This is a genomic window from Apibacter sp. B2912, assembly GCF_009827835.1.
Lineage (GTDB): Bacteria > Bacteroidota > Bacteroidia > Flavobacteriales > Weeksellaceae > Apibacter.
Genome location: NZ_WINV01000002.1, coordinates 430,216 through 447,476, shown reverse-complemented (window position 1 = coordinate 447,476; position 17,261 = coordinate 430,216). Strand labels below are relative to the sequence as shown.

At 30.3% G+C, this 17,261-nt stretch carries 16 protein-coding genes; 12 read left to right on the top strand and 4 right to left on the bottom strand.

Features of this window, described 5'->3' with window-relative positions:
• Positions 1–2: 2 nt before the first annotated feature.
• The 3 genes from GFV01_RS05260 to GFV01_RS05250 form a co-directional block, all read right to left on the bottom strand.
• Positions 3–1,151: an efflux RND transporter periplasmic adaptor subunit gene (locus GFV01_RS05260; protein ID WP_160565392.1), complete on the bottom strand. Its 1,149-nt coding sequence runs from the start codon at positions 1,149–1,151 to the stop codon at positions 3–5.
• A 2-nt stretch (positions 1,152–1,153) separates the two neighbouring features.
• A complete protein-coding gene (locus tag GFV01_RS05255; RefSeq protein ID WP_160565390.1) occupies positions 1,154–1,687 on the bottom strand; it encodes a MarR family winged helix-turn-helix transcriptional regulator in 534 nt (177 codons plus the stop codon).
• A 301-nt stretch (positions 1,688–1,988) separates the two neighbouring features.
• Positions 1,989–2,858 carry a mechanosensitive ion channel family protein gene (locus tag GFV01_RS05250; RefSeq protein WP_160565388.1) on the bottom strand — a complete coding sequence of 290 codons (870 nt, stop codon included), beginning with the start codon at positions 2,856–2,858 and terminating at the stop codon, positions 1,989–1,991.
• A 398-nt stretch (positions 2,859–3,256) separates the two neighbouring features.
• Here GFV01_RS05250 and rbfA point away from each other — a divergent pair, with 398 nt between their 5' ends.
• The 6 genes from rbfA (at position 3,257) to GFV01_RS05220 (ending at position 10,693) form a co-directional block, all read left to right on the top strand.
• Positions 3,257–3,616, top strand: a complete 360-nt coding sequence (gene rbfA, locus GFV01_RS05245) for a 30S ribosome-binding factor RbfA (RefSeq protein WP_160542256.1) — start codon at positions 3,257–3,259, stop codon at positions 3,614–3,616.
• A gap of 3 nt (positions 3,617–3,619) precedes the next feature.
• The gene (locus GFV01_RS05240; RefSeq protein WP_160565386.1) at positions 3,620–4,801 is read left to right on the top strand and encodes an ABC transporter permease; all 1,182 of its coding nucleotides are present in this window, start codon (positions 3,620–3,622) and stop codon (positions 4,799–4,801) included.
• 162 nt (positions 4,802–4,963) lie between these two features.
• A complete protein-coding gene (galU, locus tag GFV01_RS05235) occupies positions 4,964–5,887 on the top strand; it encodes a UTP--glucose-1-phosphate uridylyltransferase GalU (RefSeq protein WP_160565384.1) in 924 nt (307 codons plus the stop codon).
• Positions 5,888–6,404: 517 nt separating this feature from the next.
• Positions 6,405–8,825 (top strand): TonB-dependent receptor domain-containing protein, encoded by a 2,421-nt coding sequence (locus tag GFV01_RS05230; protein WP_160565382.1) that lies wholly within the window; start codon positions 6,405–6,407, stop codon positions 8,823–8,825.
• Between the two features lie 17 nt (positions 8,826–8,842).
• Complete coding sequence (locus GFV01_RS05225) at positions 8,843–9,436, top strand: hypothetical protein (protein ID WP_160565380.1); 594 nt, start codon at positions 8,843–8,845, stop codon at positions 9,434–9,436.
• A 138-nt stretch (positions 9,437–9,574) separates the two neighbouring features.
• Positions 9,575–10,693 (top strand): hypothetical protein, encoded by a 1,119-nt coding sequence (locus GFV01_RS05220; protein WP_160565378.1) that lies wholly within the window; start codon positions 9,575–9,577, stop codon positions 10,691–10,693.
• Here the strand turns inward: GFV01_RS05220 and GFV01_RS05215 are convergent, their stop codons facing one another.
• The gene (locus tag GFV01_RS05215) at positions 10,694–11,938 is read right to left on the bottom strand and encodes a D-alanyl-D-alanine carboxypeptidase (RefSeq protein ID WP_160565376.1); all 1,245 of its coding nucleotides are present in this window, start codon (positions 11,936–11,938) and stop codon (positions 10,694–10,696) included.
• 110 nt (positions 11,939–12,048) lie between these two features.
• Here GFV01_RS05215 and GFV01_RS05210 point away from each other — a divergent pair, with 110 nt between their 5' ends.
• From GFV01_RS05210 to GFV01_RS05185, 6 genes are all read left to right on the top strand, one after another.
• Entirely contained in the window at positions 12,049–12,396 is a 348-nt protein-coding gene (locus GFV01_RS05210; protein ID WP_160565374.1) for an MmcQ/YjbR family DNA-binding protein, read from the top strand.
• A gap of 39 nt (positions 12,397–12,435) precedes the next feature.
• Entirely contained in the window at positions 12,436–13,092 is a 657-nt protein-coding gene (locus GFV01_RS05205) for a CBS domain-containing protein (RefSeq protein WP_160542248.1), read from the top strand.
• Between the two features lie 15 nt (positions 13,093–13,107).
• The gene (locus GFV01_RS05200; protein ID WP_160565372.1) at positions 13,108–13,983 is read left to right on the top strand and encodes an NAD kinase; all 876 of its coding nucleotides are present in this window, start codon (positions 13,108–13,110) and stop codon (positions 13,981–13,983) included.
• 298 nt (positions 13,984–14,281) lie between these two features.
• On the top strand, positions 14,282–15,256 hold the full coding sequence (locus GFV01_RS05195; RefSeq protein ID WP_160542246.1) for a ribonucleotide-diphosphate reductase subunit beta: 975 nt from the start codon (positions 14,282–14,284) through the stop codon (positions 15,254–15,256).
• Positions 15,257–15,550, top strand: coding sequence for a hypothetical protein (locus GFV01_RS05190; RefSeq protein ID WP_160556529.1), 294 nt, complete (start codon positions 15,257–15,259; stop codon positions 15,548–15,550).
• Positions 15,551–15,558: 8 nt separating this feature from the next.
• On the top strand, positions 15,559–17,208 hold the full coding sequence (locus GFV01_RS05185; protein WP_105297435.1) for a ribonucleoside-diphosphate reductase subunit alpha: 1,650 nt from the start codon (positions 15,559–15,561) through the stop codon (positions 17,206–17,208).
• Positions 17,209–17,261: the final 53 nt, after the last annotated feature.

Genomic DNA, 17,261 nt, shown 5'->3' with positions numbered 1-17,261 from the left:
AATTAAAGTTGAGGTTTGATCTCCATTCCCTCTTTTAAATTCTGAATTCCATTAACAACTATTTTATCGTTTTCGTTTAATCCTGAATTTACAATAAAGGATTGTCCATCCGGCGTTGGAGTAACTTTGATGGTTACTTGTTTCACTTTATTATCTTTTTGAACTACGAAAACAAAGGTTTGACCTTGAATTTCAAAAGTTGCTTTTTGCGGGATAACCAAAGCATTTTCAACAGTTGTACTGATTCGTATGGATCCGGTTGAACCGCTTCTTAAAATACCTTGCGGATTAGGAAAACTAGATCTGAAATTTGCAGAACCTGTAGAAGTGTTTACAATACCGTTGATAGTTTCAATTTTACCTTTTTCATTGTATTCGGTACCGTCAGCTAAAATTAAAGTAACCGGTTCGGATTTTTTAATTTTTTCTGCTTGAGTTGCTCCCGGTGTATTTTTAAGGAAATCCAATAATTGCTTTTCATTTAAAGAAAAATATACATATACATTGGAAGTATTCGCCACAGTGGTTAAGGTAGTGGTACTATTAACTAAACTACCTAAACGAAAAGGTATGGAACCTACAATTCCATTAACCGGACTGGTAAGAACGGTATAAGATAAATTGGTATTCGCAATAGCTAAAGCAGTTTGTGCTTGATTTAAAGCGGCACGTTTAGTCTGTAAAGCATATTGCGCGGATTCTAATTGATATTTACTTACAATACCTTTTTCAACCAAAGGGGTAATTTTAGTTACATCCATAACTGCATTGTCAACTTGGGCTTTTGCTGTTTTAATGGCAGCTTCTGCATTCAATACATTTTGTTTGTATTGTGGAGCATCCAATGTAAATAAAACTTGTCCTTTTTTAACTACAGAACCTTCGTCAACATTAATTGTTTTTATGAATCCTTCAACCATTGGTCGAATTTCAATGTCTTCTTCCCCTTTTATGGTTGCCGGATAATCTGTTTCCAAAACAGCAGTTTGTGAACTAACTACTTTTACCGGATAGGGTAGCACTTGATTTGCTTGCCCGCCCATAGCAGCCATACCTGCTGCATTTTTCTTATCACCGCCACAAGACACATACAATGTGGATGTTGCAGCAGTGAATAGCAAAGCTATAATTTGTATTTTTCTGAGTTTCATATTTATGATTTTTCTAAATTATTGATATTATTATATTCGTATTCTTTACAACAAGTTTGTTTAATTTCATCAGTATAGATATCGTCATCTAAAAGAGTTACCAAATTTTGTTGAAATTGGTTTTGTTGATCTTTTAATGAACTAAAAAATGATGTATTGAATTTTTTTATAATCTTAGTTGCATCTTTAATAATTGATTTTCCATCTTCTGTTAATGAAATTAGTTTAGTTCTCGAATCTTTTTTATTAAATTTTCTTTTGATCAAGCCTTTTTTTTGTAAAGTTCGTAAAACGGTAGAAGTAGTCATGGGATCAATACCCGCTTTATCTGAAAGACTTTTTTGAGTTACTTCAGTTTGGTTAGTTTCCCCCCATAAAATAGATAAAAGCAATACTAATTGGCTATGTGTCAAATCTAAGTGTTCAAAGTTTTTTTTAAATTCTCTTTGCCAAAGATTATTTACTTTCCAAAGCAGAAATCCTGTTTTGTCGCTATCGGTGATATTTAGGAGAAATCCCTTATAATTAGTTTGCATATTTTTTCGTTAACAAAAATTGAAAGTGCAAATATAATATGTATACTTACTAAAATGCAAATTATTGTTTGTTAAATTTATAAGTTTCCATATAATAAGTGTGCTTATTAATCGTGTTTTACAATATCAAATACTGGGCCAAAATGTATTTGACCTAAATATTTGACGGTGCAAATATATAGTTATTTTAACAATATAAATAAATTTTTAACTTAAATTTTTAAAGACATTCGTAAAATTTTTCAAAATAATTAAGTTAGTTTAAAGGGAAGCTAGATTTTTAAAAAGCTAGTTTTAGCTATTAATTATCATTAGCCATATGCACGGTAAGCTGAGGGAATGGTATATTAATTTTGGCATGTGTAAATTTCTCATAAATGTTTTCATTGAGAAAGAAATAGACAGGCCAATAGTTGGATGATTCAACCCAAACCCTTATCACAAAGTCAATAGAACTGTCATTTAATTTTAATAATCCAATGAAAGGTTCAGGAGAATTTAATATGGAGGTATTAGATCTGATAATTTCATTAAGAATGTCTTTGACATCTTGAAGTGAAGTTCCGTAATCGACCCCTATGGTTATATCTATTCTTCTTTGTGGTTGCGTTGAAAAATTAAGTATGGATCCTGTGGATAATGGTCCGTTAGGGATATATATGGTTTTATTATCACCGGTAGTTAAAACTGTATATAATATACCAATGGATTGCACTACTCCTTCTTGATTTTGAGCTAAGATGTGATCTCCAATTTTTATAGGTTTGTTAAAAAGAATCATGACTCCTCCGGCAAAATTTCCAAGATTATCTTTCATTGCCATACCAATAGCCAAACCGGCAGAAGCAATTAATGCAGCAAAGGAGGTGGTTTGAATTCCTAAAATTCCAATTATGGACATAACCAACAAAATGGTTAATGTAATACTACATAAACTTCCCAGAAATGACTTGACAGAAGGATCAATTTTTCTCCTTTCTAAAAATTTATGAAATAATTTTTCAATCCATTTTATTAAAAACCTTCCCAGGTAATAAACCACTAAGCAGGTAACAATTTTTATTCCCAGATCATAAACCAAATCAAGTAATTTATTTAGCAATTTTTCAATAGCTGTGGGATTGATTATTTCATTGGAAATTGATTGATGATTTACTTGGTACAAATTCATTTTTAATTTATTTATTATCTATTAATTATACATTATTTTATATATAAGCAAAAATAATACTATTTTATAATTAAATCTTCGATTTGTTAAGATATTAGTTAAAAACAGTTTATCCGTCTGAAATTTTTATTTGTTGAATGTTTCAAATTTTTCGGATAAATTATAATTTACCGGTTAGATTAATAGAACTTTATTTATTTTGGTAATTAATTACTAAAATCCATATAGTATATTATAAAAAATTGATACGTATAAAATAAAAATTAATAATTACAAATTAATATAAATTATAGATATAATGTAGTGATGATAAAATAATATGAAAATTTAAATAGAAATAAGATTATAAAATTAAAATTTTTGCAGTACTTAAAATTATCTAAATTTGTAAAATAGTTATGGAAAGCAATAGACAAAAGAAAATAAATCAATTATTACAAAAAGAGTTAGCTGAAATTTTTAGGAAACAATCAGCGGAGATGAATTCTAAAATACTAATATCTGTTACCGAAGTAAAAGTGTCTTCAGATTTAGGAGTGGCTAAAGTCTATTTAAGTATTTATCCGCAAGAGTACAGAGAGGCCTTAATGAAGGAAATACAAATTCTTAATCCAAAAATTAGAAAAATTTTAGGTAATAGAATTGCTAAACAGGTAAGGCAAGTTCCCGAATTGATATTTTATCTTGATGTAACTTTAGATACAGTTGAAAAGATAGAGAAAGCTTTAAAAGGCAAAGATGAAAATCCTATTTTGTAATTTGTGAAAAATCTATCCTGGTACATAGCCTTCAGGTATTTTATATCCAAAAAGAGCACTCAAGCTGTAAGTATCATTATGTATACTTCTTTAACAGCCATAGCGATTGCTACCTGTGCTATGTTTGTTATCCTTTCGGTGTTTAGTGGATTAGAAAGTTTTAATATTAAACTTTTTAGTGATGTAAATCCGGATATAAGAATTTTACCTGCAACAGGTAAAACCTTGCCTGATATTGAACGGGTTGAAAAAATTCTTTCTTCTCATTCAGAAGTTAAAGCATTTACGAAAGTCATAGAAGAGAAAGTTTATGTCTTGTTTTATGAAAAGGATGAAATAGCATATCTTAAAGGGGTGGATGAAAATTTTTTGAAAGTTGTTAAAATCGATACTTGTTTTCAAGCGGGTAAATTTCCTAACACATCTTCTGATAATGAAGCGGCTTTTGGTAATGCTTTAGCTTATCGACTGGGTGTTCCTATTGATAAAGAATATTACGCTTCATTATATATGCCTAAGCCGGGAAAAAAATTGATATCTAATACGGATGATGCATTTAAAAAAGCAACGGTGCATATGACGGGTGTATTTGCTTTAAATGATCAATATGAAAATTATATTTTTGTACCCATACAGTTATCACGCAATCTTTTGAATTTACCACCTAATAGTGCTTTTTCAATTGAATTAAAAGTTAAGAATAATGTAAAATCGTTGCAAAAGCAATTAAAAGACGAACTGGGAAAGAACTATATCATTCAAAATAGACAAGAGCAAGATGCTTCTTTTTTAAAAATGATGAAAGTGGAGCAATTGTTTATTTATTTGATATTTATTTTAGTAATTATAATTGCCTCATTTAATTTAGCGGGGGCTATTATTATTATTATATTGGATAAGAAATATCAATCCAAATCGCTTATTGCTCTGGGATATAGCATTTCAGGATTAAAAAAATTATTTTTTACCATTGGTATTATCATAACCATGTTTGGAGTTGTTATAGGTATAGTACTAGGAACCTTTTTGACCTGGTTACAATCTAATTTCGGACTAGTAATGGCAAATCCTTTTATGCCATTTCCGGTTAAATTCGATCTTACTAACTATCTTATTGTATTGATTACTGTATTATTTATAGGATTTTCTGTATCATTTTTATCGTCGAGAAAATTAAATTTTTAAAATGTTTTTTTATTTAAATAATTAATTTAATATTGTTCATTGAAAGAAATTGAAGTTCATTTTTTCTATATTTGTATAAAATAAAATATGAATTAACAAACATAAATAAATCATTTATATATTTTATTGAACTAGCTATTTTTAACCGTTATTTATAAAATTATGAAAAAAGTAAAAAAGGCCGTTATTCCGGCTGCTGGTTTAGGTACCAGGTTTTTACCAGCTACAAAAGCATTGGCTAAAGAAATGCTTCCTATTGTAGATAAACCTACTATCCAATTTATAGTAGAAGAGGCTATAAACTCCGGTATTGAAGATATCTTAATTGTAACCGGCAAAGGAAAACGACCTATAGAAGATCATTTTGATTCCAATCCTGAATTAGAAGCTAATCTTAGAGAAAAGCATAAAACGGAATTATTAAAACTCGTTGAAGAAACGACTGATATAAATTTACATTTTATTAGACAGTCTCATCCTAGAGGATTAGGACATGCTGTATTACAAGCAAAAGCATTTGTAGGTAATGAGCCTTTTGTGGTAATGTTAGGAGATGATATAATGGAAGATAAAATACCATTAACAAAGCAATTAATTATGGATTTTGAAAAAACCTATGCTTCTACCATTGCAGTAATGAAAGTTCCCCATGAGGAAACTTCAAAATATGGAATTATCGCTCCTGAAAGAGAAATTGAAAAAGGGTTGTATAATGTGCTCAACTTTGTAGAGAAACCCAAGCCGGAAGATGCTCCCAGTGATCTGGCAATTATCGGTAGATATTTATTGACACCTGAGATATTTAGTATTTTGGAAAATCAAGCTCCCGGAGCTGGTGGTGAAATTCAATTAACAGACGCAATTGATACACTAAATAAAATTCAAAGAGTCTTTGCTCGTAATTTTTGCGGTACGCGTTATGATGTAGGAGATAAATTCGGTTTTATGAAAACTAATATTCAATATGGTTTAGTCCATCCACAAATAAAAGATAGTTTGCATGACTACATTATTGAATTGGGCAAAGAACTTGAAAAAAAACAAATTGCAGAAAAAGAAAAATTAGCAGTAGTTAGCAAAAAATAATAAAATAAAAAATCTTTCAACTTCATGAAAGATTTTTTTTATTTAAATTTGCTTCCAAATAATTTATACAATCTAAAGTGAAATTTCTTCATTTCAATAAAATACGAATTATCTATCTTTTATTTTCGATAGTATTCGTATTTAAGATATTTTCTATACAGGAATATATTCACTTAGAACAACATAAAGTAAACAAAATTAGTCATGATCATTGCCAACAATGTCATACTATTTTTCATTTAGGAAAATATCAATTATTTGATGTAGCGGAAGACCCAACATTTATACTTCATCATCACTCTGAAATAATTAATCACCCTGAAGATATTTATACCTTTATATTTTATAAAAATATAAATAAATCTAATTATTTCAACAGGCCACCTCCTAAATTTTCATAAAAATAATAATATGATGCGGATTTTTTAATAAAAATTAAAAAAAAAAGATTCGTATTTATATCTTTTTAAAGGATATAACTTTTTTCAATTAAGTCATACCTTATAATAATTATTTTATGAAAAAGACAATATACGTTTTTTTTACATTTTTTATTTTATTGAATATAAAATCGTATGCTCAATGTACCTTGCATATTAAAGGAAAACTTACCGATTTACATTCCACTCGTGGAATAAAAAACGGTTCTATTCAGCTCATAGCAACTAATGGAAAAGAATCCATAACAATAACTGATTTATCCGGAGAATATACTATTTCCAATGTTTGTCAAGGAGTGTATCGACTTATCATTTCACATCCTAACTATAGTTCTCAAACATTAGAAATAACAGTAAAGAATAATTTAAATCAAGATATTTCATTAGAACGTAAAGAAAAAGAATTACAACAAATAGTAACTGTTGGAAAATCTTTAGGAAAAACTAAAACTTCAACAGAAAATAAATTAACCAAAAATCAAATTAATGAATTTTCGGATACTAACTTAGCTAGTGCATTAGCTTCGATTGCGGGAGTGAGTATATTAAAAACGGGAAATAATATAGCTAAACCTATTATTCATGGATTGCATAGCAGTCGTGTGCCCATATTTAATCATGCCATAAGGCAGGAAGATCAACAATGGGGTGTTGAACATGCTCCGGATATTGACCTTAATGTTGCCAATTCCATTTCAATCATTAAAGGAGCGGGAGCTTTACAATATGCGGGCGATGCTACCGGGGGAATCGTATTGGTTGAACCAAAAAAATTATATACAAAAGATACTCTTACGGGGAATCTTATAACTTCCTATGTTTCCAATGGCAAAGGAGGAAATACAACAGCCCAAATTGAAAAAGGATGGAAAAAAGGATGGGCTATGCGCTTACAAGGTACTTATAAAAGATCCGGAGATCTATCAGCGCCTAATTATATTATGTCTAATACGGGGCTTAAAGAAAATGATTTTTCAATTCAAGTAGGTAAAAATCAAAGAAATTACGGCATAGAATTATTCTATAGTTATTTCGGTTCAGACACTGGTATTTTAAAAGCAGCGCATGTAGGTAACCTGGAAAATCTTTTAAATGCCATCAATAATAAACAACCCTTAGTTATTGATGATTTTACGATGAAAATAGATGCGCCCAAACAGAAAATTCAGCATAATTTATTTAAATTCAATACTCATTATAATTTTAATTTTGGTAAATTAAGTTTAGTGTACGGATATCAATTTAATAATCGGAAAGAATATGATATCAGAAGAAGCGAACTTGCCGACAAGGCATCTCTCAATTTGGATTTAACTACACATACTCTCAATTTAGATTATGAATCGATTGTCCATACTAAACTTAAAACAAAATTAGGAAGCGGCTATTCTTATCAAGAAAATTTTCCAAATGCTGGTACCGGCGTAAGTCCATTAATCCCCTTTTATGAAAAAAATAATTATTCCTTCTATTGGATTGAATATTTTACCATAAGTAAAAAATTACTAATCGAAGGAGGAATACGATTTGATCATCAAAAAATAGATGCTTTAAAATTTTATAAAAAAAGCCGATGGGTATCTTTGGGTTACGATAAAAAATATTCAAAAAAAATACTTAAAGATACCGGTCTTAATTATTTGGTAAATCCGATTCTTACCTATAACGGTTTTGCATCTACTTTAGGCTTAAAATTAAAGTTGGGAAAGTTTGATGAAATTACATTCAATTATTCATTAAGCAGTCGAGCACCCAACCCAAGTGAATTATTTAGCGACGGATTGCATCATTCAGCCGCAGCTATTGAATTGGGAGACTTAGACTTAAAAAATGAGAAGTCTAATAAGTTCATGACGACCTATAAAGGGTTTGGATTGGATAATAAGCTAACTTTTGAATTAACGGCTTATTATAATTATATAAATGACTTTATAAACTCTATTCCTGTAAGTGCAGAATATACTATTAGAGGAGCATTTCCGGTTTGGCAATATAAACAAACCAATGCTAAAATTTACGGTATCGATGTAATGGCTGATTATCAAATATTGGGACCATTGAAATTTTCTACTAATTTTTCTTATTTGAGAGGAAAAGATATAAAAAATAAAACGTCCTTAATTTCCATGCCTCCTTTGCAATGGATCAATTCAATAGAATATAAAAATAAAAAATGGAGAAATTATTTTGCAAAACTTACTTCCACTTCGGTGTTTAAGCAAACGCACTTTCCTAATTATAATTTTGAAATTGACATAGTGAAAAATGGAGCACTGGTTTCGGAAACATTAGATATTAGTTCTCCTCCTGCTGCTTATCAGCTATTTGATTTTATTACCGGTTTTTCATTCGATATCACAACCATACATACGATGAATATTTCATTAGGTGTAAAAAATATTTTTGACACTGCATACAGAGATTATATGAATCGGTTGCGTTATTATACGGACGAAAGCGGAAGAAGCTTTTTATTAAAAATACAATTTAACTTTTAAAAATATACAATACATATATGAAAATTAAAAATTTAATTTTTTGGTTACCGTTAACCTTACTTTTAGTTACTATTTTTTCTTGTTCTTCCCATGACAGAGATGACATTTTAAATTCCCTACCGGAACACGATCACGATGAAATGTCAAAGGTGATATTGCAATTTAGAAATAGTTCAGACCCAAATTTAATTCGAGAATATGTTTACGAAGTACCGGAAGGAAGCAACGAAATACCGATTACGGATATTAGCTTACCCACAGGAACGTATAATGTTGAAATAAAATTTTATTCACAACATGAAAATCATTTACACGATGTGACCGATGAAATTTTTATTGAAGATGCCGATGATCATTTTGTATTTTATCAGAAGGTTGATTCTAAAGGGTTAAGCATTACCTATGCTGATCATGATAATATTGATACATTAGGCAGAAAGTTAGGACATCATACAGTGTGGACCGTAGAAGATCAAGCTTTTTCAACGGTGTATATTTATTTACTGCATCAACCGGCAAAGAAAGATCCTGAAGCCACTTCTGCAGCATTATTAGGTGGTGAAATTGATTTAGAAGCTCATTTTAATGTTAATTTACAAAATAATTTATAAAAAATTGTATAATCTATAATAAAACTCATACAACTTTTGTTTATATTATAAATTAATCTTAATAAGTTAATCAAATTACTTATTAAGTATATTTTATATATACTATAAAATTATAGTAAATAGAAAAACTAACGTTGTATGAAAATTAACTGTTTATTATTGGCAATATCGTGTTTATCTGTAAGTAAAATCAATGCACAAATTAATGCATGCTGGAAGTATATATCTGTAAAAAATTATTACAGTTTGGGTATACATTATAATGGATCTTTATGGGGCTGGGGAAAAAATGATAAACGACAATTAGGAGATGGCTCCGACCAAAATAAGTCCCTCCCAACCGAAGTGGATCTTTCCAAAAAATGGAAATTGGTGTATTCCGGTTACAATCATTCATTAGGTATAAAGTCAGATGGTTCTTTATGGGGCTGGGGATTGAATGATAATGGTCAGTTAGGTCAAGGTACTAACTATACCAAAATTTATCCGGTTCAAATTGATCATTCCAATTGGAAAAGTGTTTCCGCCGGAGAATATCACTCATTAGCTATCAAAGAAAATGGTACTTTATGGGCATGGGGAAGCAATGAAGAAGGTCAGTTAGGAGATGGCACTACCGATGATAAAAATAGACCGATTAAAATAGGAAATGCAAGATGGAAGTCTATAACGGCCGGTTTTAATTATAGTATGGGAATACAGGAAGACGGGACATTGTGGGGGTGGGGTAATAATGAAGACGGGCAATTAGGGACTGATCAATTTAGATATTCGACTATTCCTGTTCGAATTGGTTACAGTAAATGGAAATGCATTGCGTCCGGATTCGATTATACTTTAGGAATTCAAGCAGATGGGAGCCTTTGGGCTTGGGGATACAATGAATTTGGCCAATTAGGAGATAAATCCAATCGGGATAAGGATTTTCCTGTACGTATCGGTCATTCTAAATGGAAAATGGTTGCTGCAGGAGAATACCATTCCTTAGGTATTCAAGAAGACGGTTCACTTTGGGGATGGGGAAAGAATAATAGCGGACAAGTAGGAGACGGAACTCAAGTTAATAAAAATCTCCCCGTATTATTGGATCATTCCCAATGGAAAACAGTTTCCGCCGGTTTTGAGCATAGTATAGGCATCCAAGAAGATGGGAGCTTATGGGGATGGGGGAGGAATGATTACGGAGAACTTGGATTTGGAATTGAATTTAGCAGAAATATACCTACGCAAATATCCACATGTGCTGTGAAACATTGATTAATAATAATCTCTCACATATTCCAATACTTTTTGCATCTTCTCCTTTATTTCCCCGGATGAACCTTGGAAATTGTTATTCATAAAGCTAAATATCAATACTTTTCCCGAATTGGTTTCTAAATATCCGCTCAGGTTTGATACTCCTTTCATTCCTCCTGTTTTTGCAAATATATACGGCGGATTCCCTTTATAATAATTTTTTAAAGTTCCACTAACTCCTCCTGCCGGAAATAAAGAAATTAATCTTTTATACGGAATTTCTTCATAGAGCTTAGTTAAAACATAAACCATATCCTTAGGAGTAAAATTATTATATCTGGAAAGTCCGGATCCATCAACCCATCTGGGTTTTTGTGGCAAATCTTTTAAGTAAGAAGATAACATAAGATTTATTGCAGAGGAGCTGTTTAATTTATCTGAAATGGAAAGACTTCCCATCAGTAGAATTTGTTCTGCTAAAAAGTTATCACTTACAACCATCATTCTCCTGTATAAACTGTCGCCGGGTATGCTATATAAATAGGAAGGTTTTTCTTTGGGAAATTTTTCGGTTAAATAAACGGATTTATTTAGTTCTCTTTCTAAAAGTATTTTAGTTAACGAATCGGAAGTAATAAAGGGTATCTCCATTTTTTTATTATCGGAGTAATGAAACTTATTTTTTCTTAAATCTCTTACAATTTCTTTATGGTCCAATAGTACATCATTTATAAAATAAGAGGGATATACTTGAGTTGGTGAAGAAATAGTTACTAAATTTCCGTACATAGGAAAAGAAGTGCGTTCGGGTGAAAAATATTCTTTATAATCTTCCCAAGACCAACCGGGGCCGTAAATAGTATCATCAAAATTTTTTGTAAATAAAGCTATAGTTTCTTTTCGATTTTTTAAAAATTCAATTACTTTATTTTGTTTAAAATAGGGTTCCAATAGAGTTGGATCTCCTGTTCCACAAATATAAAGCGTGTCATTTTTGGAAACATATTTTAGGGAAGGTATAGAATCAGAAATTAATTTCAATCCGGTATATAAGGTAAAAATTTTTACATTGGATGCCGGAATAAAATACTTATTACCATTATAATTAAAAATTTCCTTTTTTTGCACAGGATCATATAAATAAAAGCCGGCCCACTGTTTTGCATAAAAATCAGAATCAAAATGTTTAATTAAAAATGTTTTTTGTGAATAAAGAGATATACTAATCAAAATATAATAAACTATAAAAAATATTTTTTTCATATGATAACTAATTTATAGCATTTCATTCAAAAGTACTAATATGAAATCTTAAATTCTAATTTTTTATCTTAAATTTAAAATTTATAAAATTTAAGCTAATCAATCTATCTATGAATATCGAAGAATTTAGAGAGTATTGTTTACAATTTTCAGATGTGGAAGAATGTTTTCCTTTTGATGAAAAAACTTTAGTTTTTAAAGTAAAGGGTAAGATGTTTGCATTAACGAATCTATATGATCCGGATTTTAAGATAATTTTAAAATGTGAAGCAGATTATTCGTTGGAATTAAGAGAAAATTACTCGGAAATACAACCCGGATATCACATGAATAAAAAGTATTGGAATACAGTTTTTATGAATGGGAATTTAACGGATGTTTTTATAAAAAATCTAATTAAACTATCTTATACAGAGGTGCTTAAAAAAATAACTAAAAAGAGAAGAACAAAATTTTAAAATTTTGGTTACTCAAAAATCTTATTATATCTTAGCATAATGATAATTACCAATTATATTTCAAATGATGTATTAACTCTTTATGAAAATGACAGCGTTGCAAGAGCAGAGCAATTGATGATTGATCTGGGAGTTAGCCATTATCCTGTTATAAGTAAAGGAAGAGTAAAAGGAAATATAGGTTTAAATATCATTAGAGATTTAGATAAATCAGAATCATTAAAAGATCATCTTTTAGATTTAGAACAGTTCTATCTACTTGATAGTGCTATACTTTTTGATTCCTTACGCGTTTTTAGCGAAAATGAAACTAATATAATCCCAATCTTATCCTACCAAGAAAAATTTTTAGGAGTAGTATTAGAAGAAACAGTTATTGATGAATTAGCCTCCTTTCAATTTACTACCGAATATGGAGTTTATATGATCATTACGACTCCTATAAAAAAATATTCTACCAGTGAAATAGCAAATATAGTAGAAAGCAATAATGGAAGAATATTAGGGATGTTATTAGTCAATACCGATGAAGACTCAACTCAAATAGTACTTAAGATTAGTGCAGAAAATATAAGTTCCATTGGAGATACTTTCGAGAGATTTGGATATCAAATTTCCAACAAATACTTTGAAGATTCCAAGCAAGAACTTTTAAAAGAGAGATTTGATCAATTGCAAAAATTTATGGAAGTATAAATTAATTATAATTCAATGATAGTAGGTGTATATGGAAAAGTAGTTCACAAAGAAGATTATGAACTTTATTCGGCTTTTTTTCAACAATTAGAAAAAAAAGGTATAACCATTTATGTATATGAATCCTACGTGAAGGAATTAGAAGAAATGTTAGGATTAATAAATCCCGGCTTTATTCCTTTCACCAAAAAGAAAGGGCTTCCAAAAGAAACCCAATTATTATTTACTTTTGGTGGAGACGGAACTATTTTGTCTACTGTTGCTTATATTAAAGGATCTAATATTCCGATTGTGGGAATCAATACAGGGAGATTAGGATTTTTAGCCACATTTCAGAAAAATGAATTTTTGAAAGAATTGCCCCATATTTTAGATGGTAATTGCACTATAAGTGAACGCTCCGTATTAGAAGTAAAAAGTAATTTTCATAAATTCTTGCCTTATGCCATAAATGAAGCTGCAGTAATGCGTAAGGATACAACCTCAATGATAACCATAGATGCCTATGTAGATAATATATTTCTGAATACCTTTTGGGCAGATGGTTTAATTATATCCACACCTACCGGTTCAACGGGCTATTCTTTAAGTTGTGGAGGACCCATCATTTATCCTAAAGCCGATATTGTTGTTATAACCCCAATTTGTCCGCACAATTTAAATGTAAGACCATTAATTTTAAAAGATGATGTAGAAATACGGTTGAAAGTTCATAGTAGATCGGAAAAATATTCTTTGTGTCTGGATTCACGATATAATACGGTAGGAATAGACGATGAAATAATCATAAAAAAAGCACCATTTAAAATAAAAATAGTCAAGTATAATAATTACTCTTATTTTAAAAATCTTCGAGAAAAATTAAAATGGGGAACTGATTCGAGGAATTAAAAAACTTGTTTTTTCAATTCAAAATAAAATTGTGTGTTTATAACTTCTTAATATCTTTTGAAATTCTCTAGGGTCAAGTATGTTAAATATTTTTAATTTTAAATACATAGTAAGTGCCTAAAACAAAAGAATTAATTAATTGAAAGAAAGTTAATTATAAAAATCATAAGATTATAAAATTTGAATATAAGAGTTTGTATATGTTAAAAATTATACACGAGACCGGCTCTTATAAAGAATTTTCTGTCTTTTAAAAATAAAGTAAAAATTATAAAAAAAGAAAAATAAATTAAGGATTATGTCAATATTTGATAGAAGAATTAATTACAAGCCTTTTGAATACCCTGAAATTTTACAATTTACAGAGGCAATCAATCATGCCTATTGGGTACACTCTGAAGTAGATTTTACCGCCGATATACAGGATTTTCATTCGCATTTAGAAGACAGAGAGCGAAATTCAATCAAAAACAGTTTATTAGCAATTGCCCAAATTGAGGTCGCTGTTAAAAGTTTTTGGGGAAATATATATCAGCATTTTCCGAAGCCGGAGTTCAATGGATTAGGAAGTACTTTTGCGGAATGTGAATTTAGACATTCAGAAGCTTACTCAAGATTGTTGGAGGTTTTGGGATATAATAATGAATTCGAAAAGTTGTTGGAAATTCCCGTTATCAGGGAAAGAGTGGAATACTTAGATAATGCATTAAAATATGCTAAATCCGATGACCGAAAAAAATACGTAGTATCACTTATTTTATTTACTATTCTTATTGAAAATGTATCTTTATTCAGTCAATTTGCCATAATCTTATCATTTACAAGATTTAAAGGTCTGATGAAAAATGTTAGCAATATCATTGGTTGGACTTCGGTAGATGAGCAAATTCATGCAAATGCGGGAATCTATTTAGTTAATAAAATTAAAGAAGAATATCCCGACTTTTTTGATGAAGATACCATTAAGCACATTCAAGATACCGTTAAGAATTCAATCATCATTGAAGGTAAAATATTAGATTGGATATTTGAGAAGGGAGAAGTAAACTCAATTGAAAAAGAAAATCTCCTAAACTTCATGAAATTCAGGGTAGATGAAAGCTTACAACAAATAGGAATGGAACGGTTATATCATGTTACACCTGAGCAATACAAACCTATGGCATGGTTTGAAGAGGAAGTATTTGCCAATAGTTTGGACGACTTTTTTGCGAAAAGACCTACCGAATATACCAAATATGATAAAAGTATAACTGAAAACGATTTATTTTAAATGGGAGATTTTTATTTAATTAAAGCCAATTTTATATATCTTGATTTTAATGCAACCATCGAAAGAGAAATTGCTACCAAATTAGAAGACAGAGATCGTCATATAGAAATATGGGAGGAGTTAGTAGAAATAATTTCAGGATATCTTCGAACATTTTCTTTATCTGAAATATATGAAATGCCTTTTATTGATGAAGAAGGAAAAGATAACGGGTATTTTTTAAGAAGAATGGCAGTAAATAATGAAACCGGATTAAAAGGTAAATTAGAATTAATGGTTAAAAGATTAGATTAATATATATTATGAGCGAAAAACTTTGGTGGAAAAATTCGGAAAGTGAACAAATATTAAATAGGGGGTATCTTCTAAAGGGAGAGACGGTTGAAGGTGCAATTGATCGTATTACTTCCGCTGCAGCTCAACGATTATACAAACCTGAACTAAAAGAAGCTTTTCAGGAAATGATTGAAAGGGGCTGGATGAGTTTAAGCTCACCCATATGGGCAAATATGGGAACAGAAAGAGGATTGCCTATATCATGTTTCAATGTTCATATTCCTGACAGTATAGAAGGAATAACTCATAAATTAGGAGAAGTAATCATGCAGACCAAAATTGGCGGAGGTACTTCCGGTTATTTTGGAGCTTTAAGAGAAAGAGGATCAGCGGTTTCGGATAATGGCAAAAGTAGTGGAGCGGTAAGTTTTATGAAATTATTTGATACTGCCATGGATACCATATCTCAAGGGGGAGTGAGAAGGGGGGCTTTTGCAGCTTATTTGGATATTGATCATCCCGATATTGAAGAATTTTTATCCATACGCGATATAGGAAATCCGATTCAAAATTTATTTTTCGGTATATGTGTTCCTGATTATTGGATGCAGGAAATGATTGACGGAGATATTGATAAAAGAAAAATTTGGGCTAAAGTTTTAGAAAGTCGTCAACAAAAAGGGTTGCCCTATATATTCTTTACTGATAATATTAATAAAAATAAGCCACAAGTATACAAAGATAAAGGAATGGTTATTCATGCTTCTAATCTTTGTTCTGAAATCATGCTTCCTTCCACAGAAGAAGAATCTTTTATATGTTGTCTTTCATCCATGAATTTGGAATTATATGATGAATGGAAAGACACGGAAGCAGTAAAATTAGCCGTATTCTTTTTGGATGCCGTTTTACAGGAATTTATTGTAAAAACAGAAGGTAATTATTACTTGTCACCCGCAAATAAATTTGCTAAAAAACACAGAGCACTAGGCTTGGGAGTTTTAGGATGGCATTCTTACTTGCAGAAAAACATGATTCCTTTTGAAGGAATGGTTGCTAAACAAAAAACCGTTGAGATTTTTAAATATCTGCAGGATAAATCCAATAAAGCAACTGAAGATTTAGCCAGGATTTATGGAGAACCAGAATTATTAAAAGGTTATGGAAGAAGAAATTCTACTTTATTGGCTATTGCGCCAACCACTTCATCTTCTGCGATCTTAGGTCAAACCTCGCCGGGGATAGAGCCGTTCAGTTCCAATTACTACAAAGCGGGTCTTTCCAAAGGTAATTTCATGCGTAAAAATAAGTATTTGGATATGCTTCTTACAGAGAAAAATATTAATAATGAAGATACTTGGAGAAGTATTATGCTAAATGGTGGAAGTGTACAACATTTAAAAGATTTATCGTATGAAGAAAAACAAGTTTTCAAAACTTTTAAAGAGATCAGCCAATTGGAAATTGTTCAACAGGCCTCTATAAGACAAAAATATGTGGACCAATCCCAGTCTTTGAATTTAAATATACCTGCTGAACTTCCGGTAAAAGAGGTAAACCGATTATTAATAGAAGCTTGGAAATTAGGTATTAAAACTCTTTATTATCAAAGAAGTCAAAGTGTGGCCAAAGAGCTGGTGGTTAATTTGGTTAATTGCAGCAGCTGTGAATCGTAGTGATTATAACTATCTTATATCTTAAAAAAAGACTATTTTTAAATAGTCTTTTT

Bases quoted from the DNA above. Each gene is read 5' to 3' on its own strand.
- GFV01_RS05195 (WP_160542246.1), top strand. From the start codon at position 14,282: ATGTCAATATTTGATAGAAGAATTAATTACAAGCCTTTTGAATACCCT.
- GFV01_RS05255 (WP_160565390.1), bottom strand. From the start codon at position 1,687: ATGCAAACTAATTATAAGGGATTTCTCCTAAATATCACCGATAGCGAC.
- GFV01_RS05205 (WP_160542248.1), top strand. From the start codon at position 12,436: ATGATAATTACCAATTATATTTCAAATGATGTATTAACTCTTTATGAA.
- GFV01_RS05210 (WP_160565374.1), top strand. From the start codon at position 12,049: ATGAATATCGAAGAATTTAGAGAGTATTGTTTACAATTTTCAGATGTG.
- GFV01_RS05230 (WP_160565382.1), top strand. From the start codon at position 6,405: ATGAAAAAGACAATATACGTTTTTTTTACATTTTTTATTTTATTGAAT.
- GFV01_RS05220 (WP_160565378.1), top strand. From the start codon at position 9,575: ATGAAAATTAACTGTTTATTATTGGCAATATCGTGTTTATCTGTAAGT.
- GFV01_RS05185 (WP_105297435.1), top strand. From the start codon at position 15,559: ATGAGCGAAAAACTTTGGTGGAAAAATTCGGAAAGTGAACAAATATTA.
- GFV01_RS05215 (WP_160565376.1), bottom strand. From the start codon at position 11,938: ATGAAAAAAATATTTTTTATAGTTTATTATATTTTGATTAGTATATCT.
- GFV01_RS05200 (WP_160565372.1), top strand. From the start codon at position 13,108: ATGATAGTAGGTGTATATGGAAAAGTAGTTCACAAAGAAGATTATGAA.
- GFV01_RS05225 (WP_160565380.1), top strand. From the start codon at position 8,843: ATGAAAATTAAAAATTTAATTTTTTGGTTACCGTTAACCTTACTTTTA.
- GFV01_RS05250 (WP_160565388.1), bottom strand. From the start codon at position 2,858: ATGAATTTGTACCAAGTAAATCATCAATCAATTTCCAATGAAATAATC.
- rbfA (WP_160542256.1), top strand. From the start codon at position 3,257: ATGGAAAGCAATAGACAAAAGAAAATAAATCAATTATTACAAAAAGAG.
- galU (WP_160565384.1), top strand. From the start codon at position 4,964: ATGAAAAAAGTAAAAAAGGCCGTTATTCCGGCTGCTGGTTTAGGTACC.
- GFV01_RS05190 (WP_160556529.1), top strand. From the start codon at position 15,257: ATGGGAGATTTTTATTTAATTAAAGCCAATTTTATATATCTTGATTTT.
- GFV01_RS05260 (WP_160565392.1), bottom strand. From the start codon at position 1,151: ATGAAACTCAGAAAAATACAAATTATAGCTTTGCTATTCACTGCTGCA.